The sequence below is a fragment of the Streptacidiphilus monticola genome, from assembly GCF_042658505.1.
Lineage (GTDB): Bacteria > Actinomycetota > Actinomycetes > Streptomycetales > Streptomycetaceae > Streptacidiphilus > Streptacidiphilus monticola.
The window spans coordinates 158,161-176,877 of sequence record NZ_JBHSQJ010000010.1 but is presented as its reverse complement, the minus strand read 5'-3'; the positions used below and the strand labels follow the sequence as shown (position 1 = coordinate 176,877).

Annotated in this window: 20 protein-coding genes; 7 read left to right on the top strand and 13 right to left on the bottom strand. The window is 73.2% G+C overall.

The window, feature by feature from the left end; genetic code table 11:
• The first annotated feature begins 100 nt into the window (after positions 1-100).
• Positions 101-2,146, top strand: coding sequence for a S53 family peptidase (locus ACFP3V_RS03875; protein WP_380579682.1), 2,046 nt, complete (start codon positions 101-103; stop codon positions 2,144-2,146).
• A gap of 19 nt (positions 2,147-2,165) precedes the next feature.
• On the opposite strand, the gene ACFP3V_RS03870 is transcribed toward ACFP3V_RS03875, so the two are convergent.
• From ACFP3V_RS03870 to ACFP3V_RS03840, 7 genes are all read right to left on the bottom strand, one after another.
• A complete protein-coding gene (locus tag ACFP3V_RS03870; RefSeq protein WP_380579680.1) occupies positions 2,166-2,570 on the bottom strand; it encodes a hypothetical protein in 405 nt (134 codons plus the stop codon).
• A complete protein-coding gene (locus ACFP3V_RS03865; RefSeq protein WP_380579678.1) occupies positions 2,567-3,220 on the bottom strand; it encodes a TetR/AcrR family transcriptional regulator in 654 nt (217 codons plus the stop codon). Before ACFP3V_RS03865 ends, ACFP3V_RS03870 begins: the two co-directional genes overlap by 4 nt.
• 172 nt (positions 3,221-3,392) lie before the next feature.
• A complete protein-coding gene (gene fabF, locus ACFP3V_RS03860; protein WP_380579676.1) occupies positions 3,393-4,661 on the bottom strand; it encodes a beta-ketoacyl-ACP synthase II in 1,269 nt (422 codons plus the stop codon).
• 81 nt (positions 4,662-4,742) lie between these two features.
• On the bottom strand, positions 4,743-4,985 hold the full coding sequence (locus tag ACFP3V_RS03855) for an acyl carrier protein (RefSeq protein ID WP_380579674.1): 243 nt from the start codon (positions 4,983-4,985) through the stop codon (positions 4,743-4,745).
• A gap of 35 nt (positions 4,986-5,020) precedes the next feature.
• Positions 5,021-6,061, bottom strand: a complete 1,041-nt coding sequence (locus tag ACFP3V_RS03850) for a beta-ketoacyl-ACP synthase III (RefSeq protein ID WP_380579673.1) — start codon at positions 6,059-6,061, stop codon at positions 5,021-5,023.
• A gap of 2 nt (positions 6,062-6,063) precedes the next feature.
• Positions 6,064-6,984: an ACP S-malonyltransferase gene (locus ACFP3V_RS03845; protein ID WP_380579671.1), complete on the bottom strand. Its 921-nt coding sequence runs from the start codon at positions 6,982-6,984 to the stop codon at positions 6,064-6,066.
• 114 nt (positions 6,985-7,098) lie between these two features.
• Positions 7,099-8,310 carry a PucR family transcriptional regulator gene (locus ACFP3V_RS03840; protein ID WP_380579726.1) on the bottom strand — a complete coding sequence of 404 codons (1,212 nt, stop codon included), beginning with the start codon at positions 8,308-8,310 and terminating at the stop codon, positions 7,099-7,101.
• A gap of 225 nt (positions 8,311-8,535) precedes the next feature.
• Between ACFP3V_RS03840 and ACFP3V_RS03835 the strand changes: the two genes are divergently transcribed.
• A complete protein-coding gene (locus tag ACFP3V_RS03835; protein ID WP_380579669.1) occupies positions 8,536-9,243 on the top strand; it encodes a pirin family protein in 708 nt (235 codons plus the stop codon).
• Between the two features lie 209 nt (positions 9,244-9,452).
• Here ACFP3V_RS03835 and ACFP3V_RS03830 read toward each other — a convergent pair whose 3' ends face one another.
• Together ACFP3V_RS03830 and ACFP3V_RS03825 are read right to left on the bottom strand one after the other, a co-directional pair.
• Positions 9,453-10,277 carry a serine hydrolase domain-containing protein gene (locus ACFP3V_RS03830; RefSeq protein ID WP_380579668.1) on the bottom strand — a complete coding sequence of 275 codons (825 nt, stop codon included), beginning with the start codon at positions 10,275-10,277 and terminating at the stop codon, positions 9,453-9,455.
• 10 nt (positions 10,278-10,287) lie between these two features.
• Complete coding sequence (locus tag ACFP3V_RS03825) at positions 10,288-10,731, bottom strand: hypothetical protein (RefSeq protein WP_380579666.1); 444 nt, start codon at positions 10,729-10,731, stop codon at positions 10,288-10,290.
• Position 10,732: 1 nt separating this feature from the next.
• On the opposite strand from ACFP3V_RS03825, the gene ACFP3V_RS03820 reads away from it, so the two are divergent.
• From ACFP3V_RS03820 to ACFP3V_RS03800, 5 genes are all read left to right on the top strand, one after another.
• Positions 10,733-10,966 carry a zinc-binding dehydrogenase gene (locus ACFP3V_RS03820; RefSeq protein WP_380579664.1) on the top strand — a complete coding sequence of 78 codons (234 nt, stop codon included), beginning with the start codon at positions 10,733-10,735 and terminating at the stop codon, positions 10,964-10,966.
• 99 nt (positions 10,967-11,065) lie between these two features.
• Positions 11,066-11,854, top strand: coding sequence for an SDR family oxidoreductase (locus ACFP3V_RS03815; RefSeq protein WP_380579662.1), 789 nt, complete (start codon positions 11,066-11,068; stop codon positions 11,852-11,854).
• Positions 11,855-11,932: 78 nt separating this feature from the next.
• Positions 11,933-12,325 carry a MerR family transcriptional regulator gene (locus ACFP3V_RS03810; RefSeq protein ID WP_380579660.1) on the top strand — a complete coding sequence of 131 codons (393 nt, stop codon included), beginning with the start codon at positions 11,933-11,935 and terminating at the stop codon, positions 12,323-12,325.
• Between the two features lie 8 nt (positions 12,326-12,333).
• The gene (locus ACFP3V_RS03805) at positions 12,334-13,338 is read left to right on the top strand and encodes an aldo/keto reductase (protein ID WP_380579658.1); all 1,005 of its coding nucleotides are present in this window, start codon (positions 12,334-12,336) and stop codon (positions 13,336-13,338) included.
• 366 nt (positions 13,339-13,704) lie between these two features.
• Entirely contained in the window at positions 13,705-14,289 is a 585-nt protein-coding gene (locus tag ACFP3V_RS03800; RefSeq protein WP_380579656.1) for a DUF4291 domain-containing protein, read from the top strand.
• A 7-nt stretch (positions 14,290-14,296) separates the two neighbouring features.
• Here the strand turns inward: ACFP3V_RS03800 and ACFP3V_RS03795 are convergent, their stop codons facing one another.
• The 4 genes from ACFP3V_RS03795 to ACFP3V_RS03780 form a co-directional block, all read right to left on the bottom strand.
• Complete coding sequence (locus tag ACFP3V_RS03795; RefSeq protein WP_380579654.1) at positions 14,297-15,439, bottom strand: alpha/beta hydrolase; 1,143 nt, start codon at positions 15,437-15,439, stop codon at positions 14,297-14,299.
• Between the two features lie 290 nt (positions 15,440-15,729).
• Entirely contained in the window at positions 15,730-16,467 is a 738-nt protein-coding gene (locus ACFP3V_RS03790; RefSeq protein ID WP_380579652.1) for a G1 family glutamic endopeptidase, read from the bottom strand.
• 125 nt (positions 16,468-16,592) lie between these two features.
• Positions 16,593-17,783, bottom strand: a complete 1,191-nt coding sequence (locus ACFP3V_RS03785) for an acyltransferase family protein (RefSeq protein WP_380579650.1) — start codon at positions 17,781-17,783, stop codon at positions 16,593-16,595.
• A partial coding sequence (locus ACFP3V_RS03780) for an alpha/beta hydrolase (protein WP_380579648.1) occupies positions 17,780-18,717 on the bottom strand: 938 nt, incomplete at its 5' end. The genes ACFP3V_RS03785 and ACFP3V_RS03780, both read right to left, overlap by 4 nt.

Sequence of the window (18,717 nt, the reverse complement as noted above, 5' to 3'; positions counted from 1 at the left end):
CACAACAGCCTCGGGGGGTCTTGCAGAACGCGTGTTCCTCAAGCGCACCGGTGCTCCCCCGCTTCTGACGGACCGTCACCTTGGAGTCGTCATCAACGACATGAAGCACACCCGTGTCCAGCGGGCCCGGATAGCGACCGTCGCCGCCGCCGCGCTGGCCCTCGCTTCCGGTTCGCTCGTGCTGGCCTCGCCCTCGAACGCCGCCGCGCCGGCCCCGGCCGCCAAGGCCGTCTCCGGCAGCCACCCGGCCTGGGCCACGGCCGCCGCGGACCAGGGCGCCGCCTCGGCTGCTGCCGAGTACACCGCCACCGTCTACTACCAGGGTCAGGACCCGGCCGGCCTCGACGCCTACGCCAAGTCCGTCTCCGACCCGAACTCCGCGGGCTACGGCAAGTTCCTGACGCCGGCTCAGTTCTCCGCGCGCTTCGGCGCCACCCAGGCCCAGCAGGACGCCGTCAAGCAGTGGCTGACCGGCGCCGGCCTGACCATCGTCGGCAGCACCGCCCACGGGGTCACCGTCAAGGGCGACAACGCCGCGCTGCAGCGCGCCTTCGGCACGACCGTGCACGAGTACACCGTCGACGGCAAGACGCAGCACGCCCCGGCCACCAACGTGGTGGTCCCTGCCTCCGTCTCCAACGCCGTCCTCGGCGTCACCGGCCTCAGCTCCGCCACGGCGACTGGCAAGGCCAAGCCGCAGTCGGTGCGCGTGCGCAACACCGTCGGCGCGGGCGTCAAGCCGGCCGACGGCCTGCCCACCACCGCCACCTGCTCCGACTACTGGGGCGAGAAGACGGCGACCGGCGCTCCGGCCGGATACACCAGCGACCCGGTGCCGTTCGACCAGTGCTCCTTCGTGCCCTCGCAGCTGCGCAAGGCCTACGGCGTCACCGCCTCCGGCCTCACCGGCAAGGGCGCGACGGTCGCCATCGTGGACGCCTACGGCCTGTCCACCATGGAGCAGGACGCCAACACCTTCGCCACCGCCCACGGTGACAAGGCGTTCGCGCCCGGCCAGTACACCGAGTACGTCACCCCGGACCAGTGGACCCACACCGCCGAGTGCGGCGGCCCCGCCGGCTGGGCCGGCGAGGAGGCCCTCGACGTCGAGATGGTGCACGGGCTCGCGCCCGACGCCAAGGTCGTCTACGTCGGCGCCAACTCCTGCTACGACGCCGACCTGCTCGGCTCGCTGCAGATGATCGTCGACAAGCACCTGGCCGATGTCGTCACCAACTCCTGGGGCGAGATCATGCACACCACGGACGCCGGCGACATGGACCCGACCCAGATCGCCGCGTACGAGCAGGTGTTCAAGCAGGGCGCGGCCGAGGGCATCGGCTTCAACTTCTCCGCGGGCGACTGCGGCGACGAGTCCCCGGAGGCGGCCGCCACCGGCGCCAACTGCCAGACGGACACCGCCCGGGCGCAGGCCGACTTCCCCGACTCCGACCCCTGGGTCACCTCGGTCGGCGGCACCGCGCTCGGCCTGGCCAGCAAGGCCGGCAAGTACGGCTTCGAGACCGACATGGGCAACCTGCGCTCCGGCCTCTCCGCCGACGGCAAGTCCTGGACCCCGTTCCCGGCCCCGTTCTTCTTCGGCGGCGGCGGCGGCACCAGCGAGGACTTCGCCCAGCCGTGGTACCAGAGCTGGACCGTTCCGGGCTCGCTCTCGCACACCCTGATGACGGGTGCCAAGAGCAAGACCGCGCAGCGCGTCACCCCGGACGTCGCGATGAACGGCGACCTCTACACCTCGGTCAACGTCGGCTTCACCGACGGCGGCGTCTACAGCGAGGGCGGCTACGGCGGCACCAGCGTCTCCTCGCCGGAGTTCGCGGGCGTGCTGGCCGACGCCATCCAGGCCCAGGGCCACGCGATCGGCTTCGCCAACCCGGACATCTACCTGCGCTCGACGCTGGGGCTGTTCCACGACGTGGTGGACCGTCAGGCCCAGCGCCACGAGGCGCCGCTGAGCAACGTCGCCGACTTCGGCGTCATCGGCGGCACCCTGCGCGTCCGCCTGGTGGCCTTCGGCCAGGACACCTCGCTGAACGCCACCCCGGGCTACGACAACGCCACGGGCGTCGGCTCGCCGACGGCGGCGCTGCTCAACTCCTACAAGTGGGTGGACTTCTCCCGCTGAACCGGTAGGTGACGGACCCTCAGGGGCGCGGGGCGTGGACATCCCCCCGCGCCCCTGAGCTTTTCCGCGCACGCGTCGCCGACAGGGCGATCCCGCCCGCGGTCACCAGCAGCCCGACGGCGAGCCAGGGCCAGGGCGACCACTCCTCGGTGCAGACGGCTCCGGTGGCCGTGGTCGTACAGACCTCCCCCGGACCACCGGCGTTGGCCGCGGCGACCCACAGCAGCGGCAGCCCGAGCCCCGCCACCGCGCCGGGAAAGCCGCGCCGGGCGCGGGGCGACCGGGCCAGGACCACGGCGGCCACGAGCACGACCGGGGCGAGGAAGAGCCCGAAGCTCAGGATCGCCAGCAGCGAGAGCAGTGCGGCCGCCCCGACGGCGTACCAGGCGAGCCAGGGCAGGAACCAGGACAGTTTGCGCATCACGGACGCCTCCACGGGGCCCTCGTCTTGTCGAGTCGGTCGAACAGCGCACGTGCGGGGGCCGGGTCGCCATCCACGGCGGCCAGCAGCTCCAGCNTCCACGGGGCCCTCGTCTTGTCGAGTCGGTCGAACAGCGCACGTGCGGGGGCCGGGTCGCCATCCACGGCGGCCAGCAGCTCCAGCCCCAGGTACATCGCGACGACGGCGTGCGCGAGCTCGTCTGCGGGCAGCAGCCGCCCGAGCAGCGTGCCCCGCACCGCGTCGGAGGCGAACTCGCGCCAGGGGCGCAGTCGTTCGGCGACCTGCGGCCGCAGCTCCGCGTCGGTCTGCGCGGCGGCCAGCAGCTCCAGCAGGACGGCTGTGTGACCCGCCGTCAGGTCCTCCTCGAAGACCTGCCGCGCGGCCTGGGCGAGCCCGCCCAGCCCCTTCGCCTCGTCCACGAGGGACTGGTAGCGCACCCGCCGCTGTTCGGCGACGTGGTCGAGAGCGGCGATGAGCAGGCCGTTGACGGAACCGAAATGGTAGAAGACCAGCGCCTGGTTGCAGCCGGCCCGCCCCGCGATCTCGCGTGCGCTGGCCTTGGCGTGCCCCACCTCCCGCAGGGCCGCTATCGCTCCGCCGATCAACGCCCGCCGCGTCTCCTCCGACGCCATCTCCCCACCCCCACCCAGGTTTTGAGCGACTGCTCAAACAGTAGCGGACGGTTGGGGGCGCGGGGAACAGCGCGAGCAGGAAACCACCCGGGGAGGTCCGACCCCATCGAACGGGCCGGACCTCCCCGGGTGGTGTGTTGCTCGCGCAGTTCCCCGCGCCCCCAACGGGGGCCTACGGGGTGCGGAAGGCCAGGACGACGTTGTGGCCGCCGAAGCCGAAGCTGTTGTTGAGGGCCGCGATCCGGCCCTCCGCCAGGAGCTTGCGGGGCTCGGCGGTGACGATGTCGGCGTCGACCTCGGGGTCCAGGTCGTCCACGTTGATCGTGGGGGGCGCCAGCCGGTGCTGCAGGGCGAGGACGGTGGCCACCGTCTCGATGCCGCCCGCGCCGCCCAGCAGGTGGCCGGTCATGGACTTGGTCGCGCTGATGGCGATGTGGTCCAGGTGGTCGCCCAGGACCCGGCGCAGCGCCTTGATCTCGGCGACGTCGCCCTGCGGGGTGGAGGTGGCGTGGGCGTTGACGTGGACGACCTCGGCCGGGTCCAGGTCCGTCTGCTCGAACAGCGCCGCGATCGCGCGGGCCACGCCCGCACCCGTGGGCTCGGGCTGGGCGATGTGGTGGGCGTCCGAGGACAGGCCCTGGCCGACCGCCTCCGCGTACACGCGCGCGCCGCGCGCGGCCGCGTGCTCGGCGGACTCGAGCACCACCACGCCGGCGCCCTCGCCCAGGACGAAGCCGTCGCGGGCCTTGTCGTAGGGGCGGGAGGCTTCCTTCGGGTGCTCGTTGTTCTTGGACATCGCCATCATGTTGGCGAAGGCCGCGATCGGCAGCGGGTGGATCGCCGCCTCGGTGCCGCCCGCGATGACGACGTCGGCGCGGCCGGTGCGGATCATCTCGATGGCGTAGCCGATGGCCTCGGCGCCGGAGGCGCAGGCCGACACGGGGGTGTGCACGCCGGCCCGCGCGCCGAACTCCAGGCCCACGTTGGCCGCGGGGCTGTTCGGCATCAGCATCGGCACGGTGTGCGGGGAGACGCGGCGGACGCCCTTCTCCCGGAGCACGTCGTACTGGTCGAGCAGGGTGGTCACGCCGCCGATGCCGGAGGCGATGACCGCGCCCACGCGCTCGGGGACGACCGGGGAGCCCTCCTCGGTGGCGGGGGCGGTGAAGCCGGCGTCGGCCCACGCCTCCTTCGCCGCGATCAGGGCGAACTGCGCGGAGCGGTCCAGCTTGCGCGCGACCGGGCGGGGCAGCACCTCACCGGGGTCGACGGCGGTCCGGGCCGCGATGCGGACGGGCAGGTCGGCGGCCCACTCTTCCTCGAGGAGCTGCACGCCGGAGCGGCCCGCGACCAGGCCCTCCCAGGTGGACGCGGCGTCGCCGCCGAGCGGCGTGAACGCGCCGATCCCGGTGACGACCACGGTGCGGTTGTCGCTGGTCACTGCTTGGACTCCTGTGAATGTGCGGGAAGGGAGGAAGGGGCGCCCCCAACTCGGCAGGCGCCCCCGGCAACTGAGTCAGTCTCAGCTGTGGGCGAGGATGTAGTCCACGGCGTCGCCGACGGTCTTCAGGTTCTTGACCTCGTCGTCCGGGATCTTGACGTCGAAGCGCTCCTCGGCGGCGACGACGACCTCGACCATGGACAGCGAGTCGACGTCCAGGTCGTCGGTGAAGGACTTCTCCAGCTCGACGTCCTCGGCCGGGATCCCGGCGATCTCGTTGACGATCTCAGCGAGACCGGAGAGGACCTCGTCCTTGGTGGCCATGTCGGCACTCCATTCAGTGGGTTGGGTTGTTGCTACTACGGGAGGGTAACGACTGCCGCGGCGTACACGAGACCCGCCCCGAAGCCGATGATGAGTGCGAGGTCGCCGCTCTTCGCCTCGCCGGACTGGAGCATGCGCTCCATGGCCAGCGGGATGGAGGCGGCGGAGGTGTTGCCCGTCTCGGCGATGTCGCGGGCGACCGGCACCGAGTCGGGCAGCTTCAGGGCCTTGATCATCGCGTCGATGATCCGCATGTTGGCCTGGTGCGGGATGAACGCGCCGAGCTGGTCGGCGGTGATCCCGGCGGCGTCCAGGGCCTGCTGGGCGGCGCGGGCCATGTCCCACACGGCCCAGCGGAAGACGGTCTGGCCCTCCATCCGGAGTGCCGGCCACTTGGTCTCCTCGCCCGCGCCGTTGACGGCGTCGGGCTTGGCGAAGGCGGTGTCCCAGGCCTGCGTCTGCGAGATGACGTCGGCCTGCGAGCCGTCCGAGCCCCAGACGACCTTGCCGATGCCCGGCGTGTCGGAGGGGCCGACGACGACGGCGCCTGCGCCGTCGCCGAAGATGAAGGCGGTGGACCGGTCGTGAATGTCCGTCAGGTCCGAGAGCCGCTCCACGCCGATGACGACCACGTACCCGTCGGCCCCCGCGTTGCCGCCGCGGATCAGGCCGTCGGCCAGGGTCAGGCCGTAGCCGAAGCCCGCGCAGGCGGCGGAGATGTCGAAGGCCGGGGCGGTGCCGCAGCCGAGCCGCTGGGCGATCTCGGTGGCGATGGCCGGGGTCTGCTTCAGGTGCGAGACCGTGGCCACGATGACGCCGCCGATCTGCTCCGGCGCGATGCCCGCCATGGCGATCGCCTTGCCCGCCGCCTGGACGGACATCTCGGCGACCGTCTCCTCGGCAGTGGCCCAGCGCCGCTCGGTGATGCCGGAGCGGGTCCGGATCCACTCGTCCGAGGAGTCGATCCAGTTGAGCACCTCGGCGTTGGGGATGACCCGCGACGGGCGGTAGCCGCCGACGCCCTGGATGCGCGTGTACGCGGCACCGGTGGCGGGCTTGATCTGAGGCGTCGTCATGGTCAGTTCCCCTCGGGGGCGGTGTGCTCGGCGATCAGCGCCCGGGCCTTGTCCAGGTCGTCCGGCGTCTTGAGGGCCAGCGTGGCCACACCCTTGAGGTTGCGCTTGACCAGGTTGGTGAGGGTGCCCGCCGGGGGCACCTCGATGACGGCGGTCGCGCCCAGGCGCTCCAGCGCCTCCATGCACAGGTCCCAGCGGACCGGGTTGGCGACCTGGCTGACCAGGCGGGCCACGACCTCGCGGCCGCCTTCGACCGTCTTGCCGTCGGCGTTGGAGACGTAGGCGGTGACCGGGTCGGCGACCGGGACGCCCGGGGCGATGGCGGCCAGGCGCTCGACACCGGGGGCCATGTGGTGGGTGTGGAAGGCACCCGCGACGGCGAGCGGGATCAGCCGGGCCTTCTCCGGCGGGTCGGCCTTGAAGGCCTCCAGCTGCTCGACCGTGCCGGCCGCGACGATCTGCCCGCCGCCGTTGTTGTTGGCCGGGGTCAGCCCGTACTTCTCGATCTTCGCCGCGACCTCGTCCGGGTCGCCGCCGAGCACCGCGCACATGCTGGTCGCGGTCTGCGCGGCCGCCTCGGCCATGGCCAGGCCGCGCTGGCGCACGAAGGCCATCGCCGACTCGGCGGAGAGCACGCCCGCGAAGGCGGCTGCCGTGATCTCGCCGACGCTGTGCCCGGCGACCGCTCCCGGCCGGACGCCCAGCACGCTCGCCGCGGCCAGACCGGCGGCCACCAGCAGGGGCTGGGCGACGGCCGTGTCCTTGATCGCGTCCGCGTCGGCCTCGGTGCCGTAGTGCACCAGGTCGAGACCGGCGACGGCGGACCACCAGCGCAGCCTGTCGGCGACGCCGTCGACCTCCAGCCAGGGGGCGAGGAATCCGGGCGTCTGGGCGCCTTGTCCGGGAGCAACGATTACGAGCACGGAATCAACCTTCTCTCGCCGGGCGTACCTGGCGCGGGTGGGGACGCTGACGAAGAACCGCATCCCGAGTTGTGGGTTCTCTACAGTGCAGGTAGGGGAGGATATCGCTGCAGGTCACCCGGCCTGCAGGCGGCCCAGCGCGAGCGCGATCCGAAGGGTGAACGCACTGCGTACGTCCGAAGGGGCGTATCCGGTGACGTCGGTCACCCGGCGCAGCCGGTAACGGACGGTGTTCGGGTGCACGAACAGCATCCGGGCGGCGCCCTCAAGGGAGCTCGCCTGCTCCAGGTAGACGGAGAGGGTGTCCAGAAGTGCGGAGCCGGCCTCGTCGAGCGGCTGGTAGATCTCCTCGACCAGTTGCTGACGGGCCGTCTGGTCCCCGGCCAGGGCCCGCTCGGGGAGCAGGTCGTCGGCCAGCACCGGGCGCGGCGCGTCCGGCCAGGCGGAGCAGGCCCGCAGCCCGGCGGCGGCGGCCTGCGCGGAGCGGGTGGCCGACAGCAGGTCCCCGACGGTCGGTCCGACGACGACCGGGCCGGGCGCGAACTGCCCGATCAGCGCGCGGGCGGCCGGGATCGGGTCCCAGGGCTTCTCCTGTCCGTTCTTGTCCACCTGCTTGCGGCCCTGCCCGACGACGACCACCAGGCGCGAGCCGAGCACGCCGGTCAGCACGTGCAGCTTGGCGTGGCGCGCGGCCCGGCGGATCGCCTCGACGACCAACTCGCTGTCCCCGGCGGGGGCGCTGCCCATGACCACCATGACGTTGTCCGGCGAGCCCCAGCCGAGAGCCGCGGCCCGGGACAGCACGCCCTCGTCGGCGTCTCCGGAGAGGAGGGAGTTGACGACCAGGGCCTCGAGCCGGGCGTCCCAGGCGCCCCGCGCCTCGGCGGCCTGGGCGTAGACCTGGGCGGTGGCGAAGGCGATCTCGCGGGCGTAGACGAGCACGGCCTCGCGCAGCGCCTCCTCCGCGCCCGGGGCGGCGACCTCCTCGATCGCCTCCTCGACGACCTCGATGGTGGTGCGGATCATCTCCACCGTCTGACGGAGCGTCACCGCCCGGGTGAGCTCGCGGGGGGCGGTGCCGAAGACGTCCGTGCTGATCGCCTGCGGCGCGTCGGGCCGGCGGAACCACTCGGTGAAGGCGGCGATGCCCGCCTGGGCGACCAGGCCGATCCAGGAGCGGTGCTCCGGCGGCATGTTGCGGTACCAGGACAGGTTCTCGTCCATCCGGGCGATCGCGGCGGTGGCCATCCGCCCGGCGGCACGCTCCAGGTTCTTGAGCGTCGCCGCGTGCTGCTCGGGATCGGTGACGAGCGCGCGCCGCTCCATCCCGGTGCCGCGCCGGGACCGCGTCGGCGGCTCCCCGGCCTTCTCGGCGGCGGACGTCGTCCCCGCTGCGGGCTTCGCGGACTTGGCGGGCTTCACGGCGGACTTCTTTGCGGGAGCGGCTGGCACAGCAACTAGCCTGCCTTACGTTCGGCGGCCGGAACGCCAAGGGGTCCGGGATGGCGGAGTGGCGACTGTCACAATCCTCTAAAGGTTAGGGTGCTGGGCGTGATCACGGTGCATCGTGCGCAGGACCGCTACGCCTCGACCCCCGAACCCGGCGTGTCCACGCGTCACGCCTTCTCCTTCTCCGGCCACTACGACCCGGAGAACACCTCCTTCGGGGGGCTGCTGGCCTGCAACGAGGAGTCCCTGGCGGCGGGGAGCGGCTTCGCGCCGCACCGGCACCGCGACACGGAGATCCTGACCTGGGTGCTGGAGGGCGCCCTCTCCCACCGCGACGACCACGGCCACGCGGCGGTCGTCCGCCCCGGGACCCTGCAGTACCTGTCGGCGGGGTCGGGCGTCGAGCACAGCGAGCGGGCCGCGGAGGGGCCTGTTCGGTTCCTCCAGTTCTGGCTCCAGCCGGACGCGTTCGGCACGCGGCCGAGGTATGCCCTGCGGACCGTGGACCCCGCCGCCGCTGCGGTGGACCTGACGCAGGGTCAGCTGCGGCGGGGCGACGCCTCCCTGCACCTGCGGCGCGCCGAGCCCTACGCGCTGGTGGACCTGCCGACGGCGACCTACCTGTACCTGCACGTGGTCCGGGGCGCCTTGGGCTTCCGGACCGCGTCCGGCCCGCGCGGCGTCGGCGTCGAACTCGCCCCGGGGGACGCGGCTCGCGCCCACGCCACCCGCCCGGTGGACCCGACGGCGGGCCCGGACGGCGTCGAGCTGCTGGTGTGGGCGATGGAGACCCCTCTGCAGTACGGGTAGTCGCACTACCAGGGGCGCGGGGAACCCCCACCCCCCCAGCCTTCGGCGGGGGTGCTCCCACGGCGACAGGTGCCCCCAGCGCGACCAGCCCACCACTCGGGGAGCTCCGGCCCCGCGTGCGGGGCGAAACTCCGTGGGTGGCGGGCTGGGTCGCGCCCACGCGGCGGAGCCGGACGTGTCGACAGCCTTGCGCCCTGGATGGGTGGTGGCTACCCCAGCTCTTTCAACACGCCGTCCGTGAAGGGGGTCCAGCGCTCCGCCGCCCAGGGGCCGAAGTCGCGGTCCGTCAGGACCACGCACGCCGCGCCCGCGGCGGGGTCGACCCACAGGAAGGTCCCGCTCTGGCCGAAGTGGCCGAACGTGCCGGGGCTGCTCGAAGTCCCGGTCCAGTGGGGCGACTTGTGATCCCGGATGTCGAAGCCGAGGCCCCAGTCGTTGGGCTTCTGGTGCCCGTAACCCGGCAGCACGCCGTTCAGACCGGGGAACTGGACCGTCGTCGCCTCCGCCAGGGTGGACGGGTCGAGCAGGCGGGGGGCTTGCAACTCCGCGGCGAACAGCGCGAGGTCGGCCGCCGTGGAGACGCCGCCCGCGCCCGCCGGACTGCGGCCGGCCGCGTCGATCCAGGTGTCGGCCATGCCCAGGGGCTGGAACACTGCCTCCGCCGCGTACTGGGCGAAGGGGATGCCGGTGGCCTGCTCCAGCGTCTCGGACAGCACGTCGAAGCCCGCGTTCGAGTAGAGACGCCGGGTGCCGGGAGCGGCCATGGCGCGGTGCTCGTCGAAGGCCAGACCGCTGGTGTGGGCGAGCAGGTGACGGACCGTCGAGCCCTCCGGCCCGGCCGGGTCGTCCAGCTCGAGGGCGCCCTCCTCGACCGCGACCAGGACCGCGTAGGCGGTCAACGGCTTGGTCACCGAGGCCAGCCGGAACGGGTGCCGCTGTGGTCCGGCCGTGCCGGCGACGGAGCCGTCCTTCCGCACCACCGCCGCGGCGGCGGTCGTCACGGGCCACTCTTCGATCACGCGCAGGCTGTCCATGCGCCCGAGTCTAGGAGGCCGCCCACCCCGGCCAGGCCAGCAGGGCGAGGTCCGCCGGCCGTTCCCGTTGCTCCCGGGGGGCGCCGTCCCGGGCCTGGGTGGACAGGCCCTGGACGACGGCGGCGTAGAAGGCCGCGGGCGAGGCGGCGTCGGTGCCGGCGGGGAGCAGGCCCCGGTCGACGTCCGCGCGGATCTTCCGGGCGAGGGCGTCGGTGGTGGCCCGTCGGATGTCTCGGAGCTCCCCGGCCACATCCTGCGAACCGGGGCCGCGGCACCCCGGCGGGTGGGCGGGGCCCGTGTACTCGGCGGCGGCGAGCCGCAGCATCGTCTCCACGGCGGAGCGGGCGTCGGGCCGGGCGAGTGCCGCGGCGCCGTAGCCGCCGTGCGTCCACCGTCGGCGGGGACTGCGGCCCGCGATCGATGGGGCGCTGCGCCCCGGCGGCCTGCTGGTCACCGTGGTGGACCGGGCCGACACCGCCCTCGCGGAGGCGGCGCGCGCGGCGGGCCGCCGGTTCGCCGGCGTCACCGTGGAGCCGGACCACGTGGGCCTCGCGGCGCTCGCGGAACTGGCCGAGGCGGGGAAGCCGCGTCCCTACCTGGAGCGCGAACTGCCGCTGGCGGAGGCGCCCGAGGCGTACGAACTGATCGAGGGCGGCAGCACACGGGGGAAGATCGTGCTGATTCCCTGAGCTTCCGTCAGCCGCCGGTCAGCGAGTGGTCAGCGGTGCGGCCGAAGGTGAGGTCGTCGCCGGGCGGAGGTGCCCGGCGGGACCTCACCGGAGGAAGAGATGGACGCGAAGCAGGCGCTGACGGGAAAGGCGGCACTGGTCACCGGAGGCTCCCGGGGCATCGGCAGGGCGATCGCCCTGCGGCTGGCCGCCGACGGGGCACGGGTGGGCGTGCACTACGGTGCGGACGCGGGCGCCGCGAAGGAGACCGTGGCCGCGATCGAGGCCGCCGGCGGACAGGGCTTCACCGTGCAGGCCGCCTTCGGCGAGGAGGGCGCGGTCGACGCCCTCTTCGCCGGGCTGGAACGGGAGTTGGCGGGCGAGGGGCTCGACGTCCTGGTCAACAACGCCGGGATCGCCTCGGTCCACGGCATCGCGGACGTGACCGAGGCCGAGCTGGCCCGGCTGCTCGCGGTCAACGTGGCCGCTCCGCTGTTCGTGGTCCAGCGCGCGCTGTCGCTGCTCAACGACGGCGGACGGATCGTCAACATGGGGTCGGTGGCCAGCCGGATGGCCGTGTCGAACCAGATCGGGTACACCGTCACCAAGGCCGCGCTCGAGGCGCTCGCGCCCACGCTGGCGAACGACCTGGGCCGGCGCGGGATCACCGTCAACACCGTGGCGCCCGGGGTCGTCCGCACCGACATGACCGCGCACTACCTCGCGGTGCCGGAGCTGGTGGCGGGTCTGGAGTCGGTCGCGGCACTCGGCCGGGTCGGTGAGCCCGAGGACGTGGCGGACATCGTCGCCTTCCTGGTCGGCCCCCAGGGACGCTGGATCACCGGCCAGACCCTGGACGCCTCCGGCGGCACCTGGCTCGGACCGCTGATGCCCGCGCCCTCGGAATGACCGGGAACGCGCGTGTGGCGCTTGCTTCGAGTGCACTCTAGGTGCGTAGCTTCGTGGACGACGAGAGGGGCACGCACGATGAGCACCGCGGCCGAGCAGCTGGCTCCCGAGGACGTACCGCAGTACACGATCAGCGAGGTCGCCGCCCGTACCGGGCTCACGGCGCACACGCTGCGCTGGTACGAGCGGATCGGGCTGATGCGGCACCCGGCCCGCTCGCACACCGGGCAGCGGCGGTTCAGCGACCGGGATCTTGGGTGGCTGGACTTCATCGGCAAGCTGCGCGCCACCGGCATGAGCGTCGCCGACATGCTGCGGTACGCGGAACTGGTCAGGGAGGGCGAGCACACCCGCGAGGAGCGCCGCCAACTGCTGGTGGACCACCGCGCCGAGGTGCTGCAGCGCATCCACGACCTGCAGGCGAACCTGCTCGTCATCGACTGCAAGATCGACCTGTACGCGAAGGGCTGAGCGAGAGCATGAGCGAGAAGACGATCCCCACCACCCGTCTCGGCGCCGAGGGCCCGGTCGTCGGCGTCCAGGGCCTGGGCTGCATGGGCATGAGCGACTTCTACGGGGAGAGCGACACCGCCGAGTCGCTGGCCACCCTGGACCGGGCGCTGGAGCTGGGCGTCACCCTGTACGACACCGCGGACATGTACGGCAACGGCGCCAACGAGGAGCTGATCGGGCCCTTCGTGCGGGCCAACCGCGACCGGGTGGTGCTGGCCACGAAGTTCGCCATCCAGCGCGACCCGGCCGACCCGACGGTCCGTCACATCCGCAACGACGCCGGGTACATCCGGCAGGCGGTGGACGCGAGCCTGAAGCGACTCGGGGTGGACCACATCGACCTGTACTACATGCACCGCCGCAACAAGGAGGTGCCGCTGTCGGAGTCGGTGGGCGCGATGGCGGAGCTGGTGCAGGCCGGCAAGGTGCGCTGGCTGGGCCTGTCCGAGGTCAGCGGCGCGGAGCTGCGCGAGGCGCACGCGATCCACCCGATCACGGCGCTGCAGTCGGAGTGGTCGCTGTTCTCCCGGGACGTGGAGGAGACGGCCGTCCCCGCGGCGGCGGAGCTGGGCGTCGCCTTCGTGCCCTACTCGCCGCTCGGCCGCGGCTTCCTGACCGGGGCCTTCGCCAATGCCAACGAGTTGAGCGCGAGCGACTTCCGCCACTACCAGCCGCGGTTCACCGGGGACAACGCAGCGAAGAACGCGGCGCTGCTGGAGCCCATCCGCGAGATCGCCGCGGCGCACGGTGCGAGCCCGGCGCAGATCGCCCTGGCCTGGGTCCAGCAGCGGGCCGAGGTCCACCAGCTCGCCGTGGTCCCGATCCCGGGCACCCGCAAGCGCACCCGCCTGGAGGAGAACACGGCCGCCACGGCCATCACCCTCACCCCGGAGGAGCTGGCCCAGCTCGAGCCCATCGCCTCCCAGGTCGCGGGCGACCGCTACGCGGACATGAGCTTCGTCTCCCGCTGAGCCCGAGTCGCCCGAGCTGGTGATCGGCCGGGCGCCGCAGGTCTGGTCGGACAGTGCGGACACGGTCGCGGCCAGGATCCATTGGCCCGCACTTCGAGGGTCCGGCCGCCGGTGGTGCTTCCGGCACGGGTCCTCGGAGAGCCTCGGGGACGCCCGGCCTGGGTCCGTTCCCCGGAGATCGCCTGCGGAGAGCACAGGGGCGGCCACGAACTCGATGTCGTGGTCGCCTCCTCGGCCGCGGGCGGTCCGCACCGGACTGCCGAACAGCGCGCTGACGTCGAACTGGTCGACTTCGACCGGCTCCACCGCGGCGACTGAGGGGTAAAACCGGTGGACCCGCTCTCCTCCGGCGATGATGCTGACGGCGTGTCAGAGCCCAAGCACCGGATCCGTGCCCGGTACGACGACGCCACGGTGACCGTCTACCAGGCGTACTCGCCGGCCCTCGGCCTGCCGGCCGCGGCGGCCGGGAGGTTTCCACCGGCCTGGAAGCGGGACCGGATGACCTGGGTCAAGCCCAGCTTCCTGTGGATGATGTACCGCTGCGGCTGGGCCGCCAAGGAGGGGCAGCAGACCGTCCTGGCCGTGCGGATCAGCCGGGGCGGGTTCGAGTGGGCTCTGGAGAACGCCTGCCTGTCCGGCTACGAGCGGGGACTTCACACGGACCGGGCGAGCTGGCAGCGGGAACTGAGGCGCGCGCCCGCGCGGGTGCAGTGGGACCCCGAACGGAACCTCCGGTTGCAGCCGCTGCCGCACCGGGCCCTGCAGTTGGGCCTGGTCGGCGAGGCGGTGCGGCGGTACGCCGACGAGTGGATCACCGAGATCGACGACGTGACCCCGCTGGCCCGGCGGATCAGGGCACTGCTGAGCGAGGGGCGGGACGACGCGGCGCGGGAGCTGTTGCCGAAGGAGCGGCCCTACGACTACCGGGCGGCCCATCTGCTGCTCTGAGCCCGCGTCAGACGCCGTCCATGCAGCTCGTGGTGGCGTTGGCGCAGGTGACGTCGTGGTAGTGGCCGAGGAGGATGTCGGCGTAGTTGCGGAGCGAGGCGGTGCCCTCGTCGAAGTAGCCGTTGTGGCCGGAGGCGCCCGCGGAGGAGATGACGTGGGAGCCGAAGCCCGAGGTGGTGGGGTCGGCGCCGTGGCCGAGGCCGCCGATCTCGAGGTAGGGGACGTTGCCGATCCAGTCGCTGTGGTTGCGCGCGGTGGCCCACAGGCGGATTCCGGGGCCCAGGTCGGCGGCGCTGTCGACGTCCATGCCGGGGGAGCCGAGGACGACGAGATCGGTGGGGCCGTGGGCGCCGGCCGGGAGGCTGGGCGCGGCCATGCCGCAGACGACCGAGCCGTAGGAGTGGCAGAGCAGGGCGGTGGCCGCGTCCGGGCGGGTGGTCTCGTGCAGGCCGGCCATCAGACGCTGCAGCCGGGGGGCCGCGGCCGTCGCCAGGCGGGCGGTCGCGGCGTCGGCGCCGAGGCCGACGGGGGTGACGTAGTCGGCCCAGGCTATGACGGCGGTGGGCGTGCCGGGGGAGACCGCCGCGGCCTCGGTGCGCAGGTTCTGCGCGGCGAGGACCGCCTTGTCGAAGTGGGCGAGGTCCATGTCCGAGCCGGGGACCACGACGCCGATGCGCTGGGCCGCCGCCAGGTCGCCGTAGACCTCGACGACCAGGCCGCGGCTGCGCGGGTCGAAGGCGAGGATCTGGCGTCCGGGCTGGAGCAGCTTGTGCAGTTCGACGGCGCGGGCGTCGCGCGGGTCGAGCTGTTCCAGCTCGTCCTGCATGGCCGTCCGGTTGGCGCGGTAGCGCAGCGCGACGGGGGCGCCGTCGAGGTTGCCGACGACCAGCGGGTAGGTGCGGGCGAGCCGCTGCTGCTGACTGCGCGTCAGGGTGGCGAAGAACGCGGCGACCTCGGCCGGGGTGGCGGTGGCGGGGTCCGGGAGGGGCCGGCCCAGGGAGGTGTCGGCCTTCCAGGCCGCGCTTCCGGTGGGCGGGGTGGTCACCGCGATCTGCTCGTCGGAGACGGCCGCCCCGGCCGCGGCCGCACCGGTGCCCGCGAGTGCGGAGAAGGAGACCAGAGCGGCCACGAGGGTGCGCTTGAACCGCATGCGTCGGGTCTCCTGGGGGTCTTGCGAAGGGGGGCGGGCGGCGGGGGCCCGGAGCGCTGGAGGCTCTGCGCAAGAGTACGTGGAGCGAAGCGGAAGACAAGCGTCAGTCGCCGGGGGCAAAGCCGGACAATCACCGCATTGGGTGCGTAGCGCCGAGAGTTTTTACCTGCTTGTAGAGGAGTGGGGAGAACGTGGAGGCGCAGCGGCGGGCGTGTCGTCCCGACGGTCAGCCCGCCGCTGCGCAGTCTGTCAGCGGCTGCCCCAAGGGCGGTGCTACCGGCCCGGGTTGGTCACTTGTGCTTCCAGGTCACCGAGAACGCGTTGCCGCCGGAGAGGGCGGAGGTGGTGGCCTTGGTGGTCGAGCCGGAGGCCATGTTGATCTGGTCGGGCGAGAAGTTGCCGATGTTCTGCCCGTTGACCGTGGCCGAGGTGAAGTTGACGGTGCCGAAGTTCGTCAGCGGCAGGACGCCGGTGGAGCTGGACGGCGCCTCGGCGATCACCTCGGCGGAGGCGAGCGCCGCCCCGCTGTAGGTCTTGCTGACGGTCCTGGTCCAGCCCTGGGTGGTGTCGCTGAGGGTGAGCGTGAACTTGCCGCCGCTGGCCTCGGTGACCGAGGCGGTGAAGTGGTCGCCGGCGCGGACGGTGTTGCTGAAGTTCACCGGGTAGGCCGGGTACATCTCGTACCACGAGTAGTACTGCGGGCTGCCGCCCGAGCAGTCCACCTCGCTGCCGGTCTGCTCGACGGAGTTGCTGCCGTCGCCGTCGATGCCCACCCAGAAGCTGGAGTAGGTGGTGGAGCTGGTGCAGCTGGCGGCGGGCTGGACCCAGCTGGCCTTGACGCTGGTGAAGGTCCCGCCGGTGGTGGCGTATCCGGCCCAGTTGGAGCTGGTGCTGTTCCAGATGTGCGAGTGGTGTCCGAGGACGGTCCGGTTGGCGACGCCCGGGGTGGCGGCGAGGGCCGGGGCCGCCGTGCCGAGGACGGCCAGTACGGCGGCGGACAGAGCGGTGGTGCGACGGGATGCGCGCATGGTGCTCCTCTCGCGTGGCGCCGGTTCCTTGTCGGCGCTCAGCCAAAAGGTACTCAGACCGCCACCCCGCTGCGGGGTGTTTTCAGGGAATTCACATATGAACTGAGGAATCGTCAGCGTGTCGTTCAGACCACGGTGCAGGCGTACAGGGTGAACGCCGCGGCCAGCACGGCCGCGGCAGCGCGGCCCAACGCCCCGGTGCGCCACGGCTGTTCGAACCGACGGGCGGCGGCCACCAGTCCGGTCAGCAGCAGCGCGAACAGCGGCAGCCAGGCCAGCCGGGCGGCCACCCAGCCGGGGCCCACGGGGGCGGTCGTCAGTCCCGCCAGGGCAGTTGACGCCCCGGTGGTGAGCGCGGGCAGCAGCATCGCCGTCTGGTGCCAGCACAGGATCGTCATGGCGCTCAGGTTGACCAGCACCACCGCCGTCCACAGCCGGGGCCGGCGCAGCAGCCGGTTCAGCCTGCCGTGCAGCAGCAGCGCCACGCCCGACTGGGCGGCTCCGAGAGCGAGGACGAGCAGGGACGGCGGGTGCGCGTTGTCCCGCGCCGCGCCGGGGACGCCGACCATGCTCAGCGGGTAGTGGAAACAGAGCAGCAGCAGGGCGAACAGGCCAGCCCCGCCGAGCAGCAGGGCCGTGCCGGAGCGGCGTCCGCCGATCCGGCCCTCGCCCCAGGCCACGCCCAGCTGGTAGCAGAACAGCCAGCCCGGCAGCAGGTTGACCAGCCCCAGCCAGCCCGGCACCGCCCCGGACCACGGGCCGTAGCGCAGCAGGTCCACCACGGCCACGGCGGCGAGCAGCGGCAGTGCGGACCAGCCGCCGAAGCGGCGGGCCGCCCGGCGGCACAGCGGCGTCAGCGCGGTCGTCACGGCGTAGACACCGACGAACCAGAGCGGTTGGACGACCAGGACGGCGGCGGTGCGCAGGCTGTCGGCGGGCACGCCGAGCGCGTGCAGCAGCGGCAGCGCGGCCGCCCAGACGGCGGCCACCCCGAGCACCGGGCGGCCCAGCCGGGCGATCCGGCCGCGCAGCCAACTCCTGGTTTCCGCGGACCGGTTGAACGACAGGACGGAGGCGTGGCCGCCGACGAGGAAGAAGACGCCGAGCAGCTGCAGGAACCAGGTGACCGGGGCGAAGCCGCCCATCGCCACCAGCGGGCTGGCGTTGTGGATCGCCCCGTCCGGGGTCCGGGTGAAGCCTCCCAGCAGCCAGTGGCCGAGCGGGACGCAGAGCAGGGCGAGGGCGCGCAGGCCGTCCAGGGCGCGGTCACGGGTGGCCGGGGTGCCCGCCTCGATGCGGGCGGTCAGCGAGGTCACCGGGCGTCTCCCGTCAGCGCGACGCGGGCCATGGCGGCGAGGGAGGCGGTCCCGGCGGCGAAGTACCCCGAGTGGCCGACCGCGCCGGTGGACGGCAGCAGCCGGGCCCCGAAGGACGGATCGGTCGGATCGGTGCCGTGGCCCAGGCCCAGCACGTCGATCCCGCTGACCCGGCCGATCCACTCGCCGGAGTCGTGCGACACGGCCCAGACCCTTGCGGCGCCGGTGAGTTGGGCCGCCCGGTCGGCGTGCATGCCGGGACTGCCGATCGCGACCAGGTCCGGCACCGTGCCGGCGGGCAGTTCGCGGGCGGCGAGCCCGCAGACGACGGAGCCGTAGCTGTGGCAGAGGAGCGAGGCGGGGCGCGGCAGCGCGGACAGGAGCCGGACCAGGCGGTGGGCGCCCTCCGCCCCCAGCCGCTCGGTGGCGGCGTCGAGGCCGAGGCCCCGCGGCGTCACGTAGTCCGCCCAGGCGACGACGGCGACGCGGTCGCCGGTCGCGGCGTACAGGGTCCGCGCGGCCCTCTCCAGGGAGGACGCGCCGGACAGATAGGTGTGCGCGTCCGTGTCGTCGCCCGGGACCAGCACCGCGATCCGCCGCGCCCTGTCCAGGTCGCCGAAGACCTCGGCCACCAGGCCGCGGCCGCGCGGGTCGAAGGCGAGCAGGCGGCGGTCCGGCGCGGCCAGGGCCGCGTACTGCGGACCCGCCGCCTTGGCGGCCAACCGGTTGGCCTGGTACCGGAGTTCGAGGGGCGCGCCGTCCAGGTTGCCGAGGACCAGCGGGTACCGGCGGACCAGGTCCTGCCGGTCGGACGCGGACGTGCGGGCGAAGATGGCCGCGACGGCGGCCGGGGAGCTGCCGGGCGCGGGCAGGTGTCGCCCGTCACGCGCCCAGGCGGCGGCGCCGGGCAGCCGGCCCGTCAGCGGCTGGGCGT